Genomic DNA, 20,853 nt, shown 5'->3' with positions numbered 1-20,853 from the left:
CGGTGGGCAGGTTTCCCACATAGTTATCCACAGCATCTGTGGATGGCTTCCTCGGGTCTTTGAAATCAAGGCTTTAGCGTCCGACCTTGAACCGCCGGACGAGCTTGGGCCGGCGTTTTCCCACCCCGCGGAGGGTGTCGGCGACCGGCGACAGGGGGTGGAGCCGTTACAAGTCCAGTCGCGGTCCGGTGTGCGGCTCGAAGTCCATCGGGGCGATTGCCGTCATGAATGCACCATCGAGCGTCACGAATCGGACATCCGGGGGCGGACAGCGTTCGCGGACCAGCGTCAATCGCCTCCCGGCAGGCCTGATGACAACCGGGCAAGTGCCGATCCCGCTAGAGTCCCGCATTTGATCGGCCTGCGGGGCGGCTCTCCCAGCCGGGCGGCGCGCCTGCCCCGACCGGCCACGCAGCAAAGGTGATGCGATGGGCGTGCTCTCCCGGATCCGCAAGGAATGGTTTCTGCTGGCGCTGGTCGGCGCGGTCTGTCTGGCCAGCATCTGGCCGGACCTGGGCCGCAGCGGCGGCCTGCTGCAGCTGCAGGCGGTGAGCAACTGGGGCGTGGCGCTGGTGTTCTTCCTCACCGGCCTGGGACTGTCCGCCGCAGCGCTGCGCGATGGGGCGCTCAAGTGGCGCGTGCATCTGCTCGTGCAACTCAGCACCTTCGTGCTGTTCCCGCTGCTCTGGTGGGGCTTCATGAAACTGTTCGGGCGCTGGTTGCCGCAAGACCTGGCCCTGGGCTTCGCCTACCTGTGCGCGCTGCCGTCGACGATCTCCTCCTCCGTCGCGATGACGGTGCTGGCCAAGGGCAACGTGCCCGCCGCGATCTTCAACGCCAGCGCCTCCAGCCTGCTGGGCATCGTGCTGACGCCGGCCCTGGTGGCGCTGATGTCCGGCGCCAGCGGCGCCACCCTGCCCTTCGGCGAAGCAGTCTGGAAGCTGACCGAGCTGCTGCTGCTCCCGCTGATCGCGGGTCAGCTGCTGCGGCCGCTGCTGGCGGGCTTTCACGCGAAGCACAAGGCGCGTGTCGCGCTGATCGACCGCTGGGTCATCGTGCTGCTGGTGCTGTCGGCCTTCAGCGACTCGGTGGCTTCCGGGCTGTGGCGGGACCATGGGGCCGAGCTGCTGATCAAGGCCGCGCTGGGCGCCGCGCTCTTCCTGGGCGCCGTCATCGTGCTGAGCCGCCTGGCCGCGCGGGCGATGGGCCTGTCGGTGGAGGACGAGATCGCCGCGGTGTTCTGCGGCTCCAAGAAGACGCTCGCCTCGGGCGTGCCCATGGCCAAGCTGCTGTTCGGCGCGCATCCGGCGGTGGGCGTGATCGTGCTGCCCATCATGTTCTATCACCAGTTGCAGCTGATCCTGTGCTCCTGGCTGGCCCAGCGCTACGCGGCGCGGCTGCAGGTCCCGGCGAGCGCCGCCCCGGCCCGGGCGCAGAACGCCAACGGCGCGTCCGTCTGACGCCTAAAATCGCCGGTTCCTTCCCCGTTGCCGGGATTGCCTCGCGGGCGCCCGGCTTCGCGGGACCGCTGCACGCACCGGCAGCCTTTCGCCAGGCTCTTATCGCGCCATGACACGCAAGCTCTTCGTCACCACCGCCCTCCCGTACGCCAATGCGAATTTCCACATTGGCCACATCATGGAGTACACCCAGGCCGACATCTGGGTGCGCTTCCAGCGAATGATGGGCAGCGAAGTGCATTTCGTCTGCGCCGACGACGCCCACGGCGCGCCGATCATGATCGCGGCCGAGAAGGCCGGGAAGACCCCGCAGCAGTTCGTGGCCGACATCGCCTCGGGCCGCAAGCCGTATCTGGACGGCTTCCACATCAGCTTCGACAACTGGCACTCGACCGACGGCGCCGAGAACCACGAGCTGTCCAAGGAGATCTACCGTGCGCTGCGCGCCAACGAGCTGATCTCGGTGAAGACCATCGAGCAGTTCTTCGATCCGCAGAAGTCGATGTTCCTGCCCGACCGCTTCATCAAGGGCGAGTGCCCGAAGTGCGGCGCCAAGGACCAGTACGGCGATTCCTGCGAGGTCTGCGGCGCGGTCTACACGCCCACCGAACTGAAGAATCCGTTCTCGGTGCTGACCGGCGCGACGCCGGTGATGAAGAGCTCCGAGCATTACTTCTTCAAGCTGTCGGATCCACGCTGCGTGGAGTTCCTCGAGCAATGGACGCAGACGCCCGGCCGGCTGCAGCCCGAGGTGCTCAACAAGATCAAGGAGTGGTTCACCAAGGACGAGGACGGCAACGGCGGCCTGGGCGACTGGGACATCAGCCGTGACGCCCCCTACTTCGGCATCGAGATCCCCGACGCGCCGGGCAAGTACTTCTACGTCTGGCTGGACGCGCCCATCGGCTATCTCGCGTCGCTGAAGAACTACTTCGGCAAGACCGGCCGCGACTTCGACGCGTTCGTGAAGGACGAGTCCACCGAGCAGATCCATTTCATCGGCAAGGACATCACCTACTTCCACACCCTGTTCTGGCCGGCGATGCTGAAGTTCAGCGGCCGCAAGACGCCCAACCACGTCTTCGTGCACGGCTTCCTGACGGTCAACGGCGGCGAGAAGATGTCCAAGAGCCGCGGCACCGGCCTGGACCCGATGAAGTACCTGGCCCTGGGCATGAACCCCGAGTGGCTGCGCTACTACCTGGCCGCCAAGCTCAACAGCAAGGTCGAGGACGTCGACTTCAATCCGGACGACTTCGTCGCCCGCGTCAACTCGGACCTGGTCGGCAAGTACATCAACATCGCCAGCCGCGCGGCGGGCTTCCTGTCCAAGCGCTTCGACGGCCAACTGTCCTCGGATGTGGGCGTCGAGGGCCGCGCGCTGCTGGACGGTCTGCGCGCCCACAAGGCGACCATCGTCGAGCTCTACGAGACCCGCGAGTTCGGCAAGGCGCTGCGCGAGATCATGCTGCTGGCCGACCGTGTCAACGAGTACGTCGACCAGAACAAGCCCTGGGAGCTGGCCAAGCTCGAGGGCAAGGATCAGGTGCTGCAGGACGTCTGCACCGTCTGCATCGAGGCCTTCCGACTGCTGTCGATCTACCTGAAGCCGGTGCTCCCCGCGCTCGTGGCCAAGGTCGAGTCCTTCCTGCAGGTCGCCCCGATGAGCTTCGACGACGCGGACCGCGCGCTCGGCGCCCACAAGATCGGCGGCTACGAGCATCTGCTGCAACGCGTCGACCCCAAGCTGCTGGACGCGCTGTTCGAGCCGCCCGCCCCGCCCAAGGTCATCCCCGGCGGCGAGGATCTCGCCCCCGAGATCAAGATCGACGACTTCAGCAAGGTCGACCTGCGCATCGCCAAGATCGTGAAGGCTGAGCTGGTGGACGGCTCCGACAAGCTGCTGCGCCTGACGCTGGACGTCGGCGAGGGCCGGCTGCGCAACGTCTTCAGCGGCATCCGCAGCGCTTATCAACCCGAGCAGCTGGAAGGCAAGCTCACGGTGATGGTGGCTAACCTGGCGCCGCGCAAGATGAAGTTCGGCGTGTCCGAGGGCATGGTGCTGGCCGCCAGCCACGCGGACGAGAAGGCCAATCCCGGCATCTTCGTGCTGGAGCCCTTCCCCGGCGCGCAGCCGGGGATGCGCGTGCGCTGAGCCCGCCCCTGACCCCGCATTGGGGGCGACCTCATAGAATCGCCCCCAGTTTTTGAACGAATTTGTCTTCACGACATCACGAGACGACCATGCCGCTGTTCTGGAAGCCCTACAAGTCCGAGATCACCAACTTCATCGACGAGCTGAAGGCCAAGAAGCCGACGCTGGAAGCCGAGCAGCGCGCCGGCCGCGCCCTGCTGTGGGACCGCGAGCAGGACCGCAAGGCCCAAGCCGACTACAACGAGGCGCGCGTCTCGCAACAGGCTTACGTCTACCAGACGAAGTCCGAGTGACGATGCCGGTCGCCGCGGCGCGATGAGCAACGCCGACGACAAGCCAGACACCGCCCTGACGCTGCCGGACGACCCGGCGGATCAGGGCGGCGGCGCTTCCACGCCCGAGATCGTCGACCACGTCGCGGTCGCGCGGCTGTACGGGGAGCCGCTGTTCGCGCTCCCTCAGGACCTGTACATCCCGCCGGATGCGCTGGAGGTCTTTCTGGACGCGTTCCAGGGGCCGCTGGACCTGCTGCTGTATCTGATCCGCAAGCAGAACTTCAATATCCTGGACATCCCGCTGGCCGACGTCACGCGTCAGTACCTGAGCTACGTCGAGCAACTGCGCAAGCACAACCTGGAGCTGGCCAGCGAATACTTGCTGATGGCGGCGATGCTCATCGAGATCAAGTCGCGGATGCTGCTCCCGCCCAAGAAGGTCGCGGAGGGCGAGGAGCCCGAGGATCCGCGCGCGGAGCTGGTGCGGCGCCTGCTCGAGTACGAGCAGATGAAGCAGGCCGCCGTGCGGCTGGACCAGATGCCGGTGCTGGGCCGCGACTTCCTGCGGGTGCAGATCCACATCGAGCAGTCGCTCGCCCCGCGGCTGCCCGACGTCAACGTCGAGGATCTGCGGGCCGCCTGGGCCGATCTGATGCGGCGGGCCAAGCTCAATCAGCACCACAAGATCTCGCGCGAGCAGCTCTCGGTGCGCGAGTACATGAGCCATCTGCTACGCAAGTTGCAAGGGCAGCGCTTCGTCGAGTTCGAGGATCTCTTCGAGCTGGACCGCGGACCGCAGGTGCTGGTCGTGTCCTTCATCGCGATGCTGGAGCTCGCGCGCGAGCGGCTGCTGGAGATCACGCAGGCCGAGGCCTTCGCGCCCATTTACGTGCGACTGGCTTACTCGCCGAGCTGAACGCGCGCCGAGGTCCTTCTCAAAGCAGAACGACCTCCGCATGGGAGGTCGTTTTGTTTGAGCCTTCGAGAAGGCCGTGGAGCGTTCAGCGGAAGGTCGTGAACACCGTACTCGGCTGCCGCTGCACCATCTGGCCGACCGCCAGCACCGCCTGGGTCCGGGAGCTCACGCCCAGCGCCTTGAGCACGGCGGCGACGTGGTCCTTGATGGTCTCGACCGACACGCCCAGCTCGCGGGCGATGATCTTGTTGGGCTTGCCCTGAAGCAGCAGCGCCAGCACATCGGTCTGGCGCGGGGTCAGCTGCAGGCTCTCGAGGCCGGCGGTGGTCTGATAGCCGGCCTGGCTGGCCAGCGCATGCACCTGCTGCAGCTTGGTGCCGACCGAGTGGCCCGGGCCGTCGGCCAGCGGAACTGGCTCCGGCTCCGTCGGGGACTCGGAGCCCAGCGACATCGGCGGCACGTAGATGCCGCCCGACATCACCAGCTTCAGCGCCTGCGCCAGCACTTCATTGCTGGTGCGCTTGGGGATGAAGCCCATGGCGCCCTGGTCGATCGCCCGGATGACGTCGCTGGCGCGGTCGGAGGCCGAGATGACCACCACCGGCAGCGACGGATATTGAGCGCGGAACTCTTCCAGCACGTCGAACCCGCTGGCGTCGCCCAGATTCAGATCCAGCAGCACCAGATCGAAATCCTGACGCGACTTCAGCGTGTCACGCGCCTGAGCCGCGCTGTCGGCACCCAGCACCTGCACGTCGTCGCCCAGACCCTGAATGACGGTCTGCAGCGCGGCCAGGATCAAGGGGTGATCATCGATCAGCAAAACCCGCACGCGTGTGTCTCCTTCGTTCGTTCCGTTTCCGGGAGGGCCCGTCGTCGGACCCTTCCTCCTGTGCTCCCCGCGACAAGCGTCAGAGAGGCGCCGATCATAGGCGTGCGATCCAGCACCGGCACTCCCCCTTACGGTGGCATCGCAAGCGTCGGAAAGTTCTATTAGCGATCTTTACAACGGAACGTCGCACGCGCGGGTATCCCCGGGTGACGGGCCTCTACCGAGTGTTTCAGGGGCTAAAACCGGTGAAGCAAGTGATGGAAACGACACCATCGCGCGATTGCCGCCCGAGTGTGTCGTCGCGCGAATCGCACAGCGGCGTTTCGATGCCGTCCCTCCGAAGCGGGCATGAAGGGGGAATCAGGGACACGCCGACGAGCACGACATCCCCCTGGCGTCGCTGGCGCAGGAGGTGCCGCGCCATGCCAAGCCATCAGCGCATCTGGCGGGTCAGCGACTCCGCCACGCAGACCGGCTTGCCGCCGCCCTCGCGCTCCACGGTGACCTCCACCATCATCTGCACGCCGCCCTCGATGGCCTCCAGCTTCTTGAGCACGAAGCGCCCGCGCAACCGGCTGTCCACCGGCACCGGCGCCGGGAAGCGCACCCGGTCCAGGCCGTAGTTCAGGCCCATGCGGACCTCCTCCACGCGGAAGGCCGTCTGATAGAAGCGCGGCAGCAGGCTCAGCGTCAGGAAGCCATGCGCGATCGTCGTGCCGAAGGGCCCGGCGGCAGCGCGCTCGGGCTCGGTGTGGATCCATTGCTGGTCTTCGGTGGCGTCGGCAAAGGCCTGGATGCGGGGCTGCGCCACCGCGATCCAGTCAGACACCCCGATCTCCTGCCCCACCAGGGCCTCGAGATCCTCCAGCTTCTCGAACACGCGCATGCCGGTCTCCTGTCGTTCAGGCGCCCGGGGTCATGCGTCGCGTCATGCGGTATCCGCTCGCTCCAGCCAGGCGCAAAGTTGTTGCCATTGCTCCAGATCGCGCGCCACGCGCCCGGGGGCGATGTCCCAGAGCGTCAGCCCGCGCGCGGCGAGCTGGACGTAGTTCTGGGTGTCGCGCAACTCGGCCAGCAGCGGCAGCCCGAGCTGCTCGATGAACTGGTGCAGTTGCTGCTGCGACAGGGTCCCCTCGCGCACCCGCATCGCCACCAGGCCGATGGCGGGGGCGCGTCGATCCTGCGCCGCATCTTGCAGCCCGCGCACGAAGTCGTATGTCGCCTGGATGTCAAAGAGCGAGGGCTGCAGCGGCACCACCACGCGGTCCGCGACTTTCAGCGCCTGGGCCAGCTTCTTCCCGTGCAGCCCCGCCGGCGTGTCCAGCACGGCATGCGAGACGCCCTTGGGCGTGCGCAGTTGCTCGGTCGATTCCAGCGCCCAGCCGCGGATCGCCGGCAGTGTCGCGGGCCGCTGGCCCAGCCAGCGCGCCGAGGACTGCTGGCGATCGATGTCGCCCAGCATCACGGCATGGCCGCGATGCGCCAGGAAGCCCGCGATGTTGCTCGCGAGCGTGCTCTTGCCGACCCCGCCCTTGGGGTTGGCGACCAGGATCACCGGCATGGCCTCTCCTCTCCTCGATGAGGTGCGCGGGATCTTAGGCGATACCGCAAAATCCGCCGCCATGAGCTCCCCGTCCATCCTGATCCTGGCCGCGCACCCGGACCTCGCCCATTCCCGCATCACCCGCGCGCTGCTGTCGGCCGCGCACGGCCTGCCCAACGTGCGGGTCCGCGACCTGTATGCGCTCTATCCCGATTACTCCATCGACACGCAAGCCGAGCAGGACGCCCTGCGCGACGCCGAGATGTTGGTCTGGCTGCACCCGATGCACTGGTACGGCATGCCCGCGCTGATGAAGCTGTGGGTGGACGAGGTGCTGAGCGTGGGCTTCGCCTACGGCCAGGCCGGCCATGCGTTGCATGGGAAGGACCTGTGGCTGGTGAGCTCCACCGGCGGCAGCGCGCATTCCTACAGTGCCGAGGGCTACAACCGTCATCCGGTCGGTGATTTCCTGCTCCCTTATGCCCAGACCGCGGCGCTGTGCGGCATGCGCTTCCTGCCGCCGCTGGTGCTGCACGGGGCGCAGAAGGCCTCGGCCGAGCAGGTCCAGGCCCATGCGCGTGTCTTCCTCGAGGGCCTGCGCGAACTGCCCGAATGGTGCGAGCGCCAGCCCGAGCCCGCGCAGGAGTCCGTGCCCGACGACGAGCGCCCCGCCAACCAGGAAGGAGTGCCGGTCTGATGCAAGCGACGATGGAAGCGACGACGCATGCCGTACATGGCAACTGGTTGTTCACGCCGCTGGTGCTGCTGGCCGCGGCGGTGCTCGCGGTGCCGCTGGCGCGCGGGCTGAAGCTGGGGTCCATCCTGGGCTACCTGGTCGCGGGCGTGCTGCTGGGGCCGCAGGTGCTGGGGCTGATCAGCGAGCCGGCGACGGTGCTGGAGGTCGGCGAGTTCGGCGTGGTGCTCATGATGTTCCTGGTCGGCCTGGAGCTGGAGCCCAAGCGCCTGTGGGCGCTGCGGCGGCCCATCTTCGGCTGGGGCTCGGCGCAGATGCTGGGCTGCGCGGCGCTGCTGCTGGCGCCGGCCTTCCTGATCGACACGGACTGGCATGCGGCGGTCATCGCGGCGCTGGGTCTGGCGATGTCGTCGACGGCGGTGGCGCTGGCGGTGCTGAGCGAGAAGAACCTGGGCGGCACCCGCGCCGGTCAGAGCGTCATCAGCGTGGCGCTGCTGCAGGACATTGCGGCGATCCCGGTGCTGGCGCTGGTGCCCATCCTGGCGAGCCAGGGCCGGCCCGCGGCGGGCCACTCGGGCACGCGCATCTGGCTGGCGATCGCGGCGCTGGTGGCCATCGTGCTGGGCGGCCGGCTGCTGCTACGTCCGCTGCTGCGCTGGATCGCGCGCAGCGGCACGCCGGAGATCTTCACCGCCGCCTCGCTGCTGCTGGTGCTGGCGGCGGCGATGCTGATGCAGAAGGTCGGGCTGTCGATGGCGCTGGGCGCCTTCGCCGCCGGCGTGCTGCTCGCCGAGAGCGAGTACCGCCGCGCGCTGGAGGCCGATCTGGAGCCCTTCAAGGGCCTGCTGCTGGGCATGTTCTTCATCGCCGTGGGCATGGGCCTGGACCTGACGGTGCTGTGGCACCAGCCTTTCGCGGTGCTGGGCCTGCTCGGCGCGCTGTGGCTGTGCAAAGGCTTGGTGCTGGCGATCCTGGGCCGGTTGATGGGCCTGCCGCGACCGGAGCGCGCGGTCTTCGTCATCCTGCTGGCGCAGGGCGGCGAGTTCGGCTTCGTGGTCTTCCAGCTGGCCGAGCAGGCCACGCTGATCGACTCGGCGCAGCGTTCGGTGCTGGTGGCGGCGGTGGCGTTGTCGCTGGCGCTGACGCCCGCGCTGCTCGCCTGGGCCCAGCGCCGCGCCGGCCAGATCGAGCGCAAGTCCCCGCACGAGCTCACCGAGCCGCAGGACTCCAAGATCATCATTGCCGGCTTCGGACGCTACGGGCAGATCATCGGCCGCATGCTGTTCGCCAACGGCATCCCGGCGACGGTGCTGGACCACGACGCCGACACGGTGGAATCGCTGCGGCGCTTCGGCTGGCGGGTGTTCTGGGGTGACGCGACGCGGCTGGAGCTGCTGCGCATCGCCGGCGCCGAGACGGCCCACGTGCTGGTGCTGGCGGTCGACGACTTCAACCACAGCGTCAAGATCGCCGAGATCGCGCGCCAGCACTTCCCACACCTGACCATCGTGGCCCGGGCGCGCAACGTCCAGCATTACTACGCGCTGCGCGAGCTGGGCGTGGAGCTCATCGAGCGCGAGACGCTGGACTCCGCGCTGATGAGCGCGCGCAGCGTGCTCGAGCAGATCGGCTGGACGCCGCACGCGGCGCGCCAGATGGCGTGGCGTTTCCGCCGCCACACGGTCGAGCAGACCGAGGAGATGCGCCCGCACCGCGGCGACCTGGACACGCTGATCGCGATGTCCAAGCGTGGCCGGGAGCAGTTGGAGGAGCGTCTGGCCGCCGAGCGACGCGCGCTGGCCGACGGTCAAGGCACGCGGCCTTGGCAGGAGCCGTCGATGCCGCCGGGCGCGGCGCCGCTGGGCGCCTCACCCGAGCATCCCCAGCCGGACAAGGCCTGACAGGGATTCAAGGCTTCGGCTCGGGCGGCACAGCCGCCGAGGCCAGCTTTTGGATACGCGGCGCGAGACGGGCGATGTCATCGAACAGCGTTGCAATCCCTGCGGTCTGATAGGCCAGGCGAATGGGCTGCCCGTCCTCGGGTCTTGCGCTGGGCGCGGCCACCTCGAACAAGCGATCGGTGAGCACCGCCGTCCACACGACCAGCCCTTGCATTCGCGCCAGACCCGTTCGGACCGGCGACGATGCCTCTTCAAATCGCTTGCGGACCTGGAACAGCGACGCGCTTGCGTCCTTCAGGAGCCAGGCATGGGACTGCAGCGTCCTGATGTAAGCGCTCCGGGACTCGACAGTCTCCGGCAAGCGCGCCACGGGTGACGCGTCCCTCGATGCCCACAGATGGATCGAGCTCGTCTCCGCCAAGCGTTCGGCGACGCACGCCATCATGCGCCGGATCCGCCACACCGCTTCAGGCTCATCGGCCGATCGCGCCGGGGCCGGTGCATCCATGGCAATCCCCTCAGCTTGGAAAACCGGGATCAACTGCGCCGCCAAGCGTCCCAGCTCTCGCTGGAACTCCGACAGTGTCGTCCCCTTGACGGGTGGAAGGGCGAATGTGCGGCCGGCTGGCGCGACCCCTCGATCGGCAGCGATCTGATCGCTGAGGGTCCAGAAGGTTTGGATCGAGAAGTCGAGTTCGTCGGACACCGCCCGACCCGCGTTCTCGTCTCCGTGATCACGCAACTGCTCAAGCGCCATCGCTCCCTCGATCAAGACTGTCTGGAGCTGTTGTGACAAGGCCATCCATTCAGAGGCATCGCGTGGTCCTTTCAGCGCTGGTGCGGCGGGGCCCTCGGCGGATTCAGCCAACACCGGGAGCGTGCAACGCAGATCGGTCGCGATTGACCTCAGATCGCCAGTAAGGAGCGATGCCCTGAGCGCCGGACTGTCCACATGGGTCTGCGCGAGCGCAGCGGTCTGCACGGACATCGCTGCCAGCATGGACAGGGCAATGAGAGAGAGGCGGGGCATGTCAAGGCTCCACAAAATGACGAAGCCCGTTCAGTCGACGCCCTCCCCTGGGGTACATGACAACCCCGACGCATCCCCTCTCCCGGACGGCAGGCGCTGGAACACCTCCAGCGGACAAGGCCTGGCGCGTCCGGCGACAATCGCGCCCTTATGTTTGCCCCTTCCCAACTCGAGGTCCGGCGTTTCTTCTGCCAGACCTACCGCAAGCAGCGCGACCGCCTGCCCCTGACACCGATGGAAGCCATCGCCGCGGACTGGATCGAACAGCACCCGGAGTACCACGAGGAGCTGGCCGACGAAGACGCGGCGCTGGCAGCGGTCTACACCGTCGAGGACGGGCGCACGAATCCCTTCCTGCACCTGTCCATGCACCTGAGCCTGATCGAGCAGCACCAGATCGACCAGCCCACCGGCGTGCGCCAGGCGCTGGACCTGCTGGCCGCTCGCCGCCAGTCGCTGCATGAGGCCCATCACGAGGCGATGGAGTGTCTGGGCGAGATGATCTGGTCGTCCCAGCGCAGCGGCCTGCCGCCGGATGGTCACGCCTACCTGGACTGCCTGCGTCGCAAGGCGACGCGCACACCGACCTGAGCGGCCTCGGCGCCGACCCGGCGCCGCTTCGGACGCAAAAAAGCAGAAAAGCCACGCAACGCGTGGCTTTCTTCATTCAGGGAGCGGTTTCTCGAGCGGGTCGGAAGCTTCCTGCGTGTTTCTGGCTCAGGCCTGGATGGAGCCGCCGAAGGCCGACTTGCGCTCGTTCTTGCCGGAAGCGCCGTACAGCCCGGTGGGCTCGCCCGGCATCAGCACGTCAATGGCGCGATCCAGCGCAGCGGTGGCCCGGGCCAGCGACTCGCGCTGAGCGGCCACGCGGCCGCCGGCTTGCATCAGCCGGGTGCGCAGGCTGGCGGGAACGGTGCCGTTGCGGGCGGCGGCGGTGAACTGCTCAATCGCCTGCGCCAGCGCCAAGTGCAGCGAGGCGGCATGCAACTCGATGGCCGCCGAGTCGCGTCGATGCAGCGCCTCGCCCAGCAGGTTGAGGCAGCTTTCCACGTCCTGCAGCGGCTGCTCCAGGTCGACGGCGGTCGTGTTCACGGCGGTGGCGGTCATGGCGGCGACGAAAAATTCGTTGTCTTCAGGCGCTGACGTCAGGTTTTCTCAGCGGCCCATCAATGCGACGGTTGGGCCCGGCTCACCATCTCGCTGGCGTTGGCGATCAGCTTGTCAGCGATCGCGTCCGCGTTGATGGTGAACTTGCCTTCCTCGATGGCCTTGGCAATGCGCGACACCTTCTCGGCGTCGAAGCTGCCGTCCTCCGACCCGCTGCCTGCAATCAGGCTGCTGGCCGTGCTGGACAGTTCCACTTGCGAACCCGCATCGGCGCCGCCGGCCTTGCCCGCCTTGGCCTTGCTGGCGTCGGCGGTACCCGTCCGCTCGTTGCTCAGCTTGGTGTACGCGTTCAGTTCTGGGCTGTTACCGATTTTCATGGGATATCTCCACGGGTCCGATCACGGACGGACCCCTTCCAATACCCGGTATATCGGCCCGCTTGCAGCCGACTTTAGGGAAGAGGTTCACAAATCCGACAACGGGTCGGGTCAGGGGCGTCACAGTAACACCTCCACCCGACGTTCACCGATGGTACGCCCGGTGACCATGCGCCCGTTGTCGAAGCGCACTCGGACGTCCTGGCCTTCCAGCCCGACGCCCATCGCCTGTCCTTCTCCAGCCACGGCGTAGCCGCTGCCGGTGGCCATGACCTGCACCCGGTCGCCCGGCTGCACCCATTGGCGCAATTTCAGATCCGCCGACCTCAGGGTTTCCCCCGCGGCCAGGGGCTTGGCCAGATGCCGCCCCACCCAGCCGTCCGCTTGGGTATAGACGGCGCCGGCCTCGCCTGCAATATCGACTTCGGCCAGACGCAGCTGATCTTGTGCCAGAACCGTCCCCGCGGGAAGGTCGGAAGCCGCAACAAAGGCCTTTCCGTAGACCTTGATGGTCAGCGGCAGCGTCACATTCCATTTGGTCGCGCCGGAAAGGCAGCGCAGCCCCAGCCGCGTCTTGCCCCACATGCGCTGGCCGGCCGGGAGATAGGGCTGGATCTGGGCGCACGGGGCCAGACGCAGGCGCGGATCCAGACGGCCAAGCTCCACTTCCACCCGCGCCTGATTCGGCGCCACCTGCTTGGCGCCAGCCATGGCCAGCACCTGCAGACGCTGTTCAAGAGAGGCGTCCAGCGCGGCCAGGCCCGAGGAGTCGCTGTTGAGCAGCGGGCTCACCGGCGCCGTCACCGCCTGGGCGGGCACGGTCTGAGCGGCGGCCTCGTCCAGACCGCCGAACAACAGCCAGACCGACAGCAGCGCCCCCGCCAACAGGGCGGGCAGCGCTTGCGCATGGGTGTGGGGGCAGCTTCTGGACATGGGACGGAACTGTAGGGCTTGGCCCCGCGCCGATGGCTTGGAAATGCGCCGGGATCACCCGTCTTATCGCGCTCAAGTTTTCCGACCCGGTCCCCACAATGCCCGAACGTGAAAAGCCGAGCGTGTTCCGCCCGGCCCGAGCGCGACCCGCCGACCGGGCGTCCCGTGACGACGGCCGCCGTCCCCGAAGGAGATTCACATGCTGAACAAACTGACCGACGCGATGAACTTCCAGGCCCAGGCGCTGACCCTGCGGGCCGAGCGTCAGCGTCTGCTCGCCAGCAATATCGCCAACGCGGACACGCCCGGCTATCAATCCAAGGACATGGATTTCGCCAAGGCCCTGCGCCAGGCGACCTCCCCGGCCACCCCGGCCGACAGCAACCAGACCCTGACGCAGCGCACGCAAAACGCGCTGCAGAGCAGCCTCAGCGCCATGACCAGCATGGACAGCAACACCGTGGACATGGACCGCGAGCGCGCCAGCTTCGCCGACAACACGGTGAAGTACGAGGCCTCGCTGCGATTCCTCAACGGCTCCATCCGCACCATGATGGATGCGATGAAGTCGCCGAACGCGTCCTGAGCGAGCGCTGAAAGAAGGAGCCCCTCATGTCGATGTTCAGCATCTTCCACATCTCCGGCAGCGCGGTCAGCGCGCAGAGCCAGCGCCTGAATGCCGTGGCCAGCAACATGGCCAACGCGGACACCGTCGCCGGCCCGGACGGCCAGGCCTACAAGTCGCGCCAGGTGGTGTTCCAGAGCGTCATGGCCCAGAACGGCATGGATCAGACGGACGTGGGCGTGCAGGTCGTCGGCGTGCAGGAGAACCAGACCCCCGGCCGCCGCGTGCACGACCCCAGCCACCAGCTGGCCGACGCCGACGGCTACGTCACCTACAGCAATGTCAACAGCGTGGAGGAGATGGTCAACATGATCTCCGCCTCCCGCTCGTACCAGAACAACCTCGAGGTCATGGGCACCGCCAAGTCGCTGCTGCTCAAGACCCTGCAGATGGGCCAGGGCTGAGGCCCGCCTGATCAGGCACCCGCACAGGAACAGGAAGGCCCGTCATGGACTACACCGCGCTGAACGTCAACAGCAGCACCAACAAGACGACGAGCACCGCCGCCCAGAGCAGCGGCGCCGCCGACACCCAGGACCGCTTCCTGAAGCTGCTGGTCGCGCAGATGCAGAACCAGGATCCGATGAACCCGATGGACAACGCGCAGGTCACGACCCAGCTCGCGCAGATCCAGACGGTGACCGGCGTGGGCACGCTCAACAACAGCATCCAGAGCCTGGCCGGCCAGTTCCAGCAGATGCAGGCGCTGCAAAGCGTCAGCCTCGTGGGCCGCGAGGTCACCATCCCCGGCAACAAGGTCGCCGTCGCGGACGGCAAGGCGCAGATGGACTTCGATCTGTCCGATCCGGCCGACACGGTGAAGCTGGAAGTCCTGAACGGCGCCGGCGCGGTGATCTCGACCCAGGACCTGGGCGCGATGAAGGCCGGCAGCCAGAGCTACACCTGGGACGCCTCCAAGGCCGCCGAGACCGCCAACCTGACCTTCCGCGTCACCGCGACCAAGAACAGCAACCCGGTCACCGCGACCACGCTGATGCATGACACCGTCAAGGCCGTCAGCACCTCGGGCTCCACGCTGCAGCTCGAACTCAAGAAATCCGGACTGGTCGATTACGACAAGGTCCGCGCGCTCGGCTGACGTTCAGCCGCCCTGCCCCCACGCCAGACAACCCGCCTGACACGCCCAAGGATCGACCATGAGCTTCCAACAAGGCCTCTCCGGACTGAACGCCTCCAGCAAGAACCTGGAGGTCATCGGCAACAACATCGCCAACGCGCAGACCTACGGCGCCAAGTCCTCGCGTGCCGAGTTCGGCGACATGTACGCCTCGGCGCTCAACGGGGCCGGCACGAACCAGGTCGGCATCGGCGTGCAGCTGCAGGCCGTGGCCCAGCAGTTCACGCAGGGCAACATCACCGTCACCGAGAACCCGATGGACCTGGCCGTCAACGGCAACGGCTTCTTCCAGGTCAGCGACGGCAAGAACCCGACGACGTACACCCGCAACGGCCAGTTCAAGGTCGACAAGGACGGCTACATCGTCAACAACTCCCAACTCAAGCTGCAGGGCTACCCCGCGGACGCCAACGGCGTGATCCAGCCCGGCCTGGCGCAAGCGCTGAAGCTGCCCACCGGCGGCATCGACCCCAAGACCACCGGCAACATCAACATGGAGTTCAACCTGGACTCCCGCGCCGCGCCCACCGCCGCCTATGACTTGACCGATCCGGCCGACCCCAACTCCGCCAAGATCGACAAGACCGGCATCACGCTGAACGACCCGTCGACGTACAACAACGCGACCTCGATGACGGTGTACGACGCCAAGGGCCAGCCCATCGCGCTGACCATGTACTACCAGCGCGCCAACAACGACGACGCCAACGGCAACACCGTCTGGAACGTCTACATGACGGCCAACGGCTCGGCGGTGCAGTTCGACGCCAACGGCAACCCGATCGACACCGACGACGGCAAGGCCAACGGCAACCCGCTGACCCCGTTCACGCAGATGACCTTCCTGCCCACGGGCGGCAAGCCGGTCTCGCCCGGCCCCAGCGAGTTCCTCAACCTGAAGATTCCCGCCGGCACCAACGCGCAAGGCGCGCCGACGCTGCCCATCCCCGCGCCGCCGGCCGACCCGTCCGATCCGTCAGTGCAGGGCATCAAGCTGGACCTGCGCTCGGCCACCGAGAACGGCTCCAACTTCGCCGTGACCGACCTGACGCAGGACGGCTACGCGCCGGGCCAGCTGGTGGGCATCAAGATCGAGGACAACGGCATCGTCACCGCCCGTTACTCCAACGGCGAATCCAAGCCTGCCGGCCAGGTCGAGCTGGCGACCTTCCGCAATCCGCAAGGCCTGCAGCCGCTGGGCGGCAACCTGTGGGCGGCGACCAATTCCTCGGGCGCCCCCGTGGTGGGCGTGCCGGGCGACGGCAACCTGGGCTCGCTGACGCCGGGCGCGCTGGAGGAATCCAACGTGGACCTGACCTCCGAACTGGTGAATATGGTCACCGCGCAGCGTGTTTATCAAGCGAATGCCCAGACCATCAAGACGCAAGATCAGGTCCTGCAGACGCTGGTCAACCTGCGCTGACGCCGGCACCGCCGGCTGAGCCCTGAAACCCGTCATTCCCGTCGATCGCATCCCTTCCGTCCCCTGCTGAGGAATCTCCATGGACCGCATGATTTACCTGTCGATGAGCGGCGCCCAGGCGGCGATGTCACGCCAGGACGTGCTGTCCAACAACCTGGCCAACGCCAACAGCAACGGCTTCCGGGCCGAGTTGCAGGCCTTCCGCGCGGTGCCCATCCGCGGCGACGGCGCCACGACCCGCGCCTTCGCGCTGGAGACGACCACCGGCCACGACCTGTCCGCCGGCCCCATCCAGCAGACGGACCGCAATCTGGACGTGGCGATGAAGGGCAAGTCGTGGATGGCCGTGCAGGCCATCGACGGCACCGAGGCCTACACCCGCGCCGGCTCCATGGACGTGGACCAGGACGGCGTGCTGCGCATGCGCAACGGCCTGCAGGTGTTGGGCGACGGCGGCCCGATCACCGTTCCGCCCAACTCGACGATCTCTATCGGAGACGACGGCACCGTCGTGGCCAAGGCCGACGGCCAGCGCCCGGTGAACATCGGCAGGATCAAGCTGGTGACCGAGGACGGCCGTTTCACGCGTCGCGACGACGGCCTGTTCGTGGCCGCCGGCGGCGACCCGCTGCCGGCCGACCCGGCCGCACGGCTGCAGTCCGGGGCCCTGGAAGGCTCCAACGTCAGCCCGGTCGAGACCATGGTCGGCATGATCGCCGCCGCCCGCCAGTTCGAGCAGCAGATGAAGCTGCTCTCGATCGCCCAGACCCACGGCCAGGCAGCCTCCAAGCTGCTGTCCGACAGCTGATCCGTCCGCTTCCGGACGCATCCGCCCCCGCATAGATCAGCATTCAGGAGTCCCCGATGCTTCGCTCGCTCTGGACCGCCAAGACCGGCATGGAAGCCCAGCAAACCCAGCTGGACGTCATCTCGCACAACCTGGCCAACGTCTCGACCAACGGCTACAAGAAGTCCCACGCCGTCTTCGAGGACCTGATGTACCAGACGCTGCGTCAGCCCGGCGCCAACAACACCGAGCAGACCACGCTGCCCACCGGCATGCAGGTCGGCCTGGGCGCCCGCGCGGTGGCCACCTCGCGCAGCCACTCGCAGGGCAGCCTGACGCAGACGTCCAACTACCTGGACGTGGCGGTCAAGGGCAACGGCTTCTTCCAGATCCAGATGCCCGACGGCACCACCGCCTACACCCGGGACGGCAGCTTCCAGCTGGATGCCAACGGCCAGGTCGTGACCAACAACGGCAACACGGTGCTGCCCGGCATCATCGTGCCGGCCGACGCCAAGTCCCTGACCATCGGCGCGGACGGCACGGTCAGCGTGACCACCGCCGCCAGCGCCACGCCGACGACGCTGGGTCAGTTGCAACTGGCCAACTTCATCAACCCGCCGGGGCTGGAGTCGCTGGGCGGCAACCTGTACGCCGAGACGGTCGCCTCGGGCACGCCGCAGACCGGCGCGCCGGGCACGAACAGCCTGGGCTCGGTGCAGCAGGGCTTCGTCGAAACCTCGAACGTGAACGTGGTCGAGGAACTGGTGCAGATGATCCAGACCCAGCGCGCCTACGAAATGAATTCCAAGGCGATCCAGACCACCGACCAGATGCTGCAGAAGCTCTCGCAGATCTGATCGGCAAAGGAGTAGTCATGCCTTCGTTCCTGTCCGCTCTCCGCCTGAGCCTGGCGGCCTCCGCCGCGCTCGCCCTGACCGCCTGCGGCACCATGTACCCGCAGCCGCGCGTGGACATGCAGCCCGCCCCGGTGGTCAAGATGCCCGAGCCCATCCCGGCCGCGGCCAACAACGGCGCGATTTACCAGAACGCCAACTACCGCCCGCTGTTCGAGGACCATCGCGCCCGCCTGGTCGGCGACATCGTCACCGTGCAGATCACCGAGAAGGTCAGCGCCTCGCAGAAGTCCAGCTCCGCGCTGGACAAGACCGGCGCGGTCGCGGCCGGCGTGACGGCCATCCCCGGCATCGCGGCCAACTCCTTCGGCGCGGGCCGGGCCGACTTGGCAGGGTCCTCGTCCAACAAGAGCACCGGCAAGGGCACGAACGAGAACACCAACGACTTCTCCGGCACGATCACCGCGGTGGTCACCGGCGTGCTGCCCAACGGCCACCTGCTGATCTCGGGCGAGAAGCAGGTCGGGGTGAATAACAACGTCGACGTGCTGCGCTTCTACGGCCAGGTCGACCCGCAATCCATCCGTCAGGGGAACACGGTCGCCTCGACCCAGGTCGCCAACGTCCGGGTGGAACAGCGCGGTCGCGGCGCGGTCGCCGATGCGCATGGAATTGGCTGGCTATCCCGCTTCTTCTTGAACCTTTCGCCCATTTAAGTTTCCCCACAATCGGTCACACGAGTCTGGCAACCGTGTGACCGAGATGTACCCCTCCACCTTCCCCCGCTTCTTCCATCGTTCCCCCCGCCTGCTGGCTTCCGGCCTGCTCGCGCTGATGGCCCTGCTGTCGATCGCGACGCCGGCCCAGGCGACACGCATCAAGGAAGTCGCGGCCGTGCAGGGCGTGCGTTCCAACCCGCTGACCGGCTACGGCCTGGTCGTGGGCCTGGACGGCACCGGCGACCAGACCACGCAGGCCCCCTTCACGGGCCAGAGCATGACCGCCATGCTCCAGCAGTTCGGCGTGCTGCTCCCGCCCGGCGTGACCATGCAGCCGCGCAACGTCGCGGCGGTCATGATCACCGCCAGCCTCCCCCCCTTCGCCCAACCCGGCCAGCCGCTGGACGTGACGGTGTCCTCCATGGGCAACGCCAAGAGCCTGCGCGGCGGCACGCTGATCGCCACCCCGCTGCGCGGCGCCGACGGCCAGGTCTACGCCATCGCCCAGGGCAACATGGTCGTGGGCGGCGCTGGCGCCTCGGCCGGCGGCTCCAAGGTCCAGATCAACCACCTGAGCGCCGGCCGCATCCCCGGCGGCGCGCTGGTGGAACGCAGCGTCCCCACGCCGCTGCAGCAGAACGAATACCTCCAGCTCGACCTGAACTCGTCGGACTTCGGCATGGCCCGCGCGGTCGCCAAGGCCATCAACAAGGCCAAGGGCGAAGGCACGGCCGCCGCCGTCGACGGCCGCGTGGTGCGCGTGCGCGCGCCGCTGTCGCCGGACGCCCGCGTCAGCTTCCTGGCCGACATGGAGAACCTGGCCATCGACAACGAGATCCCCGCCGCGCGCATCGTCATCAATGCGCGCACCGGCTCGGTCGTCATGAACCAGGCGGTCACGCTGCAGCCCTGCGCGGTCGCGCACGGGAACCTGGCGGTGACCATCTCCAGCACGCCGCAGGTGAGCCAGCCCAATGCGCTGTCCGGCGGCCAGACCACGGTGACCGAGAAGACCGACATCTCGATCAAGCAGGAGCCCGGCTCGCTGATTCAGCTGCCCGCCGGCGCGCGCCTGAACGACGTCGTCAAGGCGCTCAACACGCTGGGCGCGACGCCGCAGGACCTGCTGGCCATCCTCCAGGCGATGAAGAGCGCCGGCGCGCTGAACGCCGAGCTCGAGGTGATCTGACATGGCGCTCTCTACTCCCCTCAGCACCGCGCTCGGCATGGGCGCCAACGGCCTGAGCGCCGACACCCGCTCGATCGAGCAGCTCAAGGGCACCGCCTCGCGCGATCCCAAGCTGGCGGTCAAGGAAACGGCCAAGCAGTTCGAAGCCCTGTTCATGCAGGAAGTGATGAAGAGCATGCGCCAGGCCACCATGAGCAGCGGGATGATGGACAACTCGGCGACGCAGATGGGCTCCGAGATGCTGGACCAGCAGTACGCCGCCAAGATGACCGGTCTGCCCGGCGGGCTGTCGCAGGCCATCGAACGCCATCTGCAACGCCAGCTCGGCGTGAAGGACGGCGAGCTGCCCAGCGCCAAGAACGCCGCCGCCACGACGCAGCTGCCGCAGCTGGCGGTCAAGAACGTGCAGCCGCATGTGCAGGACTTCATCCTCAAGCACGACGCCGCCGCCAAGTCGGCGCAGGCGTCCACCGGCATCCCGGCCAGCTTCATGATCGCGCAGGCCGCGCACGAGTCCGGCTGGGGCAAGCGCGAGATCCTGAACAAGGACGGCACGTCCAGCTTCAACGTCTTCGGCATCAAGGCCGGCGCGAACTGGACCGGCAAGGTCGCCGAGGTGCAGACCACCGAGTACGTCGACGGCAAGGCCACCAAGGTCACCGCCAAGTTCCGGGCCTACGGCAGCTATGAAGAGGCCTTCAAGGACTACGCCAAGCTGATCGGCAACAACGACCGCTACCGCGACGTCGTCGCCAAGGCCAACACCGGCAGCGCCGAGGGCTTCGCCAAGGGCCTGCAGAAGGCCGGCTACGCCACCGACCCCGAATACGCGACCAAGCTGGCGCGCACGATCAACACCACGATGCGCGTGCAGCGCGCGCTGGCGTGATCG

At 67.5% G+C, this 20,853-nt stretch carries 23 protein-coding genes; 16 read left to right on the top strand and 7 right to left on the bottom strand.

Going from position 1 to position 20,853, the window contains the following annotated elements:
* Positions 1-428 precede the first annotated feature (428 nt).
* From ABDW59_RS03910 to ABDW59_RS03895, 4 genes are all read left to right on the top strand, one after another.
* Positions 429-1,460 carry a bile acid:sodium symporter family protein gene (locus ABDW59_RS03910; RefSeq protein ID WP_343628165.1) on the top strand — a complete coding sequence of 344 codons (1,032 nt, stop codon included), beginning with the start codon at positions 429-431 and terminating at the stop codon, positions 1,458-1,460.
* Between the two features lie 109 nt (positions 1,461-1,569).
* On the top strand, positions 1,570-3,615 hold the full coding sequence (metG, locus tag ABDW59_RS03905; protein WP_343628163.1) for a methionine--tRNA ligase: 2,046 nt from the start codon (positions 1,570-1,572) through the stop codon (positions 3,613-3,615).
* A gap of 89 nt (positions 3,616-3,704) precedes the next feature.
* Positions 3,705-3,908, top strand: coding sequence for a DUF3460 family protein (locus ABDW59_RS03900; RefSeq protein WP_343628161.1), 204 nt, complete (start codon positions 3,705-3,707; stop codon positions 3,906-3,908).
* Between the two features lie 22 nt (positions 3,909-3,930).
* Positions 3,931-4,806 (top strand): ScpA family protein, encoded by an 876-nt coding sequence (locus ABDW59_RS03895; RefSeq protein WP_343628159.1) that lies wholly within the window; start codon positions 3,931-3,933, stop codon positions 4,804-4,806.
* A gap of 85 nt (positions 4,807-4,891) precedes the next feature.
* On the opposite strand, the gene ABDW59_RS03890 is transcribed toward ABDW59_RS03895, so the two are convergent.
* The 3 genes from ABDW59_RS03890 to ABDW59_RS03880 all read right to left on the bottom strand — a co-directional run bounded on the left by ABDW59_RS03890 (position 4,892) and on the right by ABDW59_RS03880 (position 7,199).
* Entirely contained in the window at positions 4,892-5,638 is a 747-nt protein-coding gene (locus ABDW59_RS03890; RefSeq protein WP_343628157.1) for a response regulator transcription factor, read from the bottom strand.
* A 433-nt stretch (positions 5,639-6,071) separates the two neighbouring features.
* On the bottom strand, positions 6,072-6,524 hold the full coding sequence (locus ABDW59_RS03885) for a MaoC family dehydratase (RefSeq protein ID WP_343628155.1): 453 nt from the start codon (positions 6,522-6,524) through the stop codon (positions 6,072-6,074).
* Positions 6,525-6,566: 42 nt separating this feature from the next.
* On the bottom strand, positions 6,567-7,199 hold the full coding sequence (locus ABDW59_RS03880; RefSeq protein WP_343628154.1) for a ParA family protein: 633 nt from the start codon (positions 7,197-7,199) through the stop codon (positions 6,567-6,569).
* A gap of 61 nt (positions 7,200-7,260) precedes the next feature.
* Between ABDW59_RS03880 and ABDW59_RS03875 the strand changes: the two genes are divergently transcribed.
* The gene (locus ABDW59_RS03875) at positions 7,261-7,878 is read left to right on the top strand and encodes an NAD(P)H-dependent oxidoreductase (RefSeq protein ID WP_343628153.1); all 618 of its coding nucleotides are present in this window, start codon (positions 7,261-7,263) and stop codon (positions 7,876-7,878) included.
* Complete coding sequence (kefC, locus tag ABDW59_RS03870; protein ID WP_343628151.1) at positions 7,878-9,776, top strand: glutathione-regulated potassium-efflux system protein KefC; 1,899 nt, start codon at positions 7,878-7,880, stop codon at positions 9,774-9,776. Before ABDW59_RS03875 ends, kefC begins: the two co-directional genes overlap by 1 nt.
* 7 nt (positions 9,777-9,783) lie before the next feature.
* Here kefC and ABDW59_RS03865 read toward each other — a convergent pair whose 3' ends face one another.
* Positions 9,784-10,806: a hypothetical protein gene (locus ABDW59_RS03865; RefSeq protein WP_343628150.1), complete on the bottom strand. Its 1,023-nt coding sequence runs from the start codon at positions 10,804-10,806 to the stop codon at positions 9,784-9,786.
* A gap of 150 nt (positions 10,807-10,956) precedes the next feature.
* Here ABDW59_RS03865 and ABDW59_RS03860 point away from each other — a divergent pair, with 150 nt between their 5' ends.
* Positions 10,957-11,397: a DUF1841 family protein gene (locus tag ABDW59_RS03860; RefSeq protein ID WP_067068127.1), complete on the top strand. Its 441-nt coding sequence runs from the start codon at positions 10,957-10,959 to the stop codon at positions 11,395-11,397.
* A gap of 126 nt (positions 11,398-11,523) precedes the next feature.
* Here ABDW59_RS03860 and ABDW59_RS03855 read toward each other — a convergent pair whose 3' ends face one another.
* From ABDW59_RS03855 to flgA, 3 genes are all read right to left on the bottom strand, one after another.
* Positions 11,524-11,913, bottom strand: a complete 390-nt coding sequence (locus ABDW59_RS03855; protein ID WP_343628149.1) for a hypothetical protein — start codon at positions 11,911-11,913, stop codon at positions 11,524-11,526.
* A 59-nt stretch (positions 11,914-11,972) separates the two neighbouring features.
* Positions 11,973-12,290, bottom strand: coding sequence for a flagellar biosynthesis anti-sigma factor FlgM (flgM, locus tag ABDW59_RS03850; protein WP_343628148.1), 318 nt, complete (start codon positions 12,288-12,290; stop codon positions 11,973-11,975).
* A 120-nt stretch (positions 12,291-12,410) separates the two neighbouring features.
* The gene (flgA, locus tag ABDW59_RS03845) at positions 12,411-13,223 is read right to left on the bottom strand and encodes a flagellar basal body P-ring formation chaperone FlgA (RefSeq protein ID WP_343628146.1); all 813 of its coding nucleotides are present in this window, start codon (positions 13,221-13,223) and stop codon (positions 12,411-12,413) included.
* A gap of 199 nt (positions 13,224-13,422) precedes the next feature.
* Here flgA and flgB point away from each other — a divergent pair, with 199 nt between their 5' ends.
* From flgB to flgJ, 9 genes are all read left to right on the top strand, one after another.
* A complete protein-coding gene (gene flgB, locus ABDW59_RS03840) occupies positions 13,423-13,809 on the top strand; it encodes a flagellar basal body rod protein FlgB (protein WP_343628145.1) in 387 nt (128 codons plus the stop codon).
* Positions 13,810-13,835: 26 nt separating this feature from the next.
* Positions 13,836-14,252 carry a flagellar basal body rod protein FlgC gene (gene flgC, locus ABDW59_RS03835; RefSeq protein WP_343628144.1) on the top strand — a complete coding sequence of 139 codons (417 nt, stop codon included), beginning with the start codon at positions 13,836-13,838 and terminating at the stop codon, positions 14,250-14,252.
* A 44-nt stretch (positions 14,253-14,296) separates the two neighbouring features.
* Positions 14,297-14,947 carry a flagellar hook capping FlgD N-terminal domain-containing protein gene (locus tag ABDW59_RS03830; RefSeq protein ID WP_343628143.1) on the top strand — a complete coding sequence of 217 codons (651 nt, stop codon included), beginning with the start codon at positions 14,297-14,299 and terminating at the stop codon, positions 14,945-14,947.
* A gap of 58 nt (positions 14,948-15,005) precedes the next feature.
* Complete coding sequence (gene flgE / locus ABDW59_RS03825) at positions 15,006-16,409, top strand: flagellar hook protein FlgE (protein ID WP_343628142.1); 1,404 nt, start codon at positions 15,006-15,008, stop codon at positions 16,407-16,409.
* A gap of 79 nt (positions 16,410-16,488) precedes the next feature.
* Complete coding sequence (flgF, locus tag ABDW59_RS03820; protein ID WP_343628141.1) at positions 16,489-17,217, top strand: flagellar basal-body rod protein FlgF; 729 nt, start codon at positions 16,489-16,491, stop codon at positions 17,215-17,217.
* A gap of 56 nt (positions 17,218-17,273) precedes the next feature.
* Positions 17,274-18,056 carry a flagellar basal-body rod protein FlgG gene (flgG, locus tag ABDW59_RS03815; protein WP_343628140.1) on the top strand — a complete coding sequence of 261 codons (783 nt, stop codon included), beginning with the start codon at positions 17,274-17,276 and terminating at the stop codon, positions 18,054-18,056.
* 17 nt (positions 18,057-18,073) lie between these two features.
* The gene (locus ABDW59_RS03810; protein WP_343628139.1) at positions 18,074-18,769 is read left to right on the top strand and encodes a flagellar basal body L-ring protein FlgH; all 696 of its coding nucleotides are present in this window, start codon (positions 18,074-18,076) and stop codon (positions 18,767-18,769) included.
* 46 nt (positions 18,770-18,815) lie between these two features.
* Positions 18,816-19,961, top strand: coding sequence for a flagellar basal body P-ring protein FlgI (locus tag ABDW59_RS03805; RefSeq protein WP_343628138.1), 1,146 nt, complete (start codon positions 18,816-18,818; stop codon positions 19,959-19,961).
* Between the two features lies 1 nt (position 19,962).
* Positions 19,963-20,850, top strand: a complete 888-nt coding sequence (flgJ, locus tag ABDW59_RS03800) for a flagellar assembly peptidoglycan hydrolase FlgJ (protein ID WP_343628137.1) — start codon at positions 19,963-19,965, stop codon at positions 20,848-20,850.
* The last annotated feature ends 3 nt before the right edge of the window (positions 20,851-20,853 follow it).

Source organism: Roseateles sp., from assembly GCF_039595295.1.
In the GTDB taxonomy this organism is placed as follows: domain Bacteria; phylum Pseudomonadota; class Gammaproteobacteria; order Burkholderiales; family Burkholderiaceae_C; genus Roseateles.
Note: the sequence above shows the minus strand (reverse complement) of the source record. Positions and strands in the feature narration are given on the sequence as shown.

What these genes read in the sequence shown, in the direction of transcription:
- ABDW59_RS03900 (WP_343628161.1), top strand. Translation starts at nt 3,705, where the DNA reads ATGCCGCTGTTCTGGAAGCCCTACAAGTCCGAGATCACCAACTTCATC.
- flgA (WP_343628146.1), bottom strand. Translation starts at nt 13,223, where the DNA reads ATGTCCAGAAGCTGCCCCCACACCCATGCGCAAGCGCTGCCCGCCCTG.
- flgE (WP_343628142.1), top strand. Translation starts at nt 15,006, where the DNA reads ATGAGCTTCCAACAAGGCCTCTCCGGACTGAACGCCTCCAGCAAGAAC.
- flgB (WP_343628145.1), top strand. Translation starts at nt 13,423, where the DNA reads ATGCTGAACAAACTGACCGACGCGATGAACTTCCAGGCCCAGGCGCTG.
- ABDW59_RS03860 (WP_067068127.1), top strand. Translation starts at nt 10,957, where the DNA reads ATGTTTGCCCCTTCCCAACTCGAGGTCCGGCGTTTCTTCTGCCAGACC.
- ABDW59_RS03830 (WP_343628143.1), top strand. Translation starts at nt 14,297, where the DNA reads ATGGACTACACCGCGCTGAACGTCAACAGCAGCACCAACAAGACGACG.
- ABDW59_RS03865 (WP_343628150.1), bottom strand. Translation starts at nt 10,806, where the DNA reads ATGCCCCGCCTCTCTCTCATTGCCCTGTCCATGCTGGCAGCGATGTCC.
- flgF (WP_343628141.1), top strand. Translation starts at nt 16,489, where the DNA reads ATGGACCGCATGATTTACCTGTCGATGAGCGGCGCCCAGGCGGCGATG.
- ABDW59_RS03805 (WP_343628138.1), top strand. Translation starts at nt 18,816, where the DNA reads ATGTACCCCTCCACCTTCCCCCGCTTCTTCCATCGTTCCCCCCGCCTG.
- ABDW59_RS03910 (WP_343628165.1), top strand. Translation starts at nt 429, where the DNA reads ATGGGCGTGCTCTCCCGGATCCGCAAGGAATGGTTTCTGCTGGCGCTG.
- ABDW59_RS03810 (WP_343628139.1), top strand. Translation starts at nt 18,074, where the DNA reads ATGCCTTCGTTCCTGTCCGCTCTCCGCCTGAGCCTGGCGGCCTCCGCC.
- flgJ (WP_343628137.1), top strand. Translation starts at nt 19,963, where the DNA reads ATGGCGCTCTCTACTCCCCTCAGCACCGCGCTCGGCATGGGCGCCAAC.
- ABDW59_RS03875 (WP_343628153.1), top strand. Translation starts at nt 7,261, where the DNA reads ATGAGCTCCCCGTCCATCCTGATCCTGGCCGCGCACCCGGACCTCGCC.
- kefC (WP_343628151.1), top strand. Translation starts at nt 7,878, where the DNA reads ATGCAAGCGACGATGGAAGCGACGACGCATGCCGTACATGGCAACTGG.
- flgG (WP_343628140.1), top strand. Translation starts at nt 17,274, where the DNA reads ATGCTTCGCTCGCTCTGGACCGCCAAGACCGGCATGGAAGCCCAGCAA.
- ABDW59_RS03895 (WP_343628159.1), top strand. Translation starts at nt 3,931, where the DNA reads ATGAGCAACGCCGACGACAAGCCAGACACCGCCCTGACGCTGCCGGAC.
- ABDW59_RS03855 (WP_343628149.1), bottom strand. Translation starts at nt 11,913, where the DNA reads ATGACCGCCACCGCCGTGAACACGACCGCCGTCGACCTGGAGCAGCCG.
- ABDW59_RS03885 (WP_343628155.1), bottom strand. Translation starts at nt 6,524, where the DNA reads ATGCGCGTGTTCGAGAAGCTGGAGGATCTCGAGGCCCTGGTGGGGCAG.
- flgC (WP_343628144.1), top strand. Translation starts at nt 13,836, where the DNA reads ATGTCGATGTTCAGCATCTTCCACATCTCCGGCAGCGCGGTCAGCGCG.
- ABDW59_RS03880 (WP_343628154.1), bottom strand. Translation starts at nt 7,199, where the DNA reads ATGCCGGTGATCCTGGTCGCCAACCCCAAGGGCGGGGTCGGCAAGAGC.
- metG (WP_343628163.1), top strand. Translation starts at nt 1,570, where the DNA reads ATGACACGCAAGCTCTTCGTCACCACCGCCCTCCCGTACGCCAATGCG.
- flgM (WP_343628148.1), bottom strand. Translation starts at nt 12,290, where the DNA reads ATGAAAATCGGTAACAGCCCAGAACTGAACGCGTACACCAAGCTGAGC.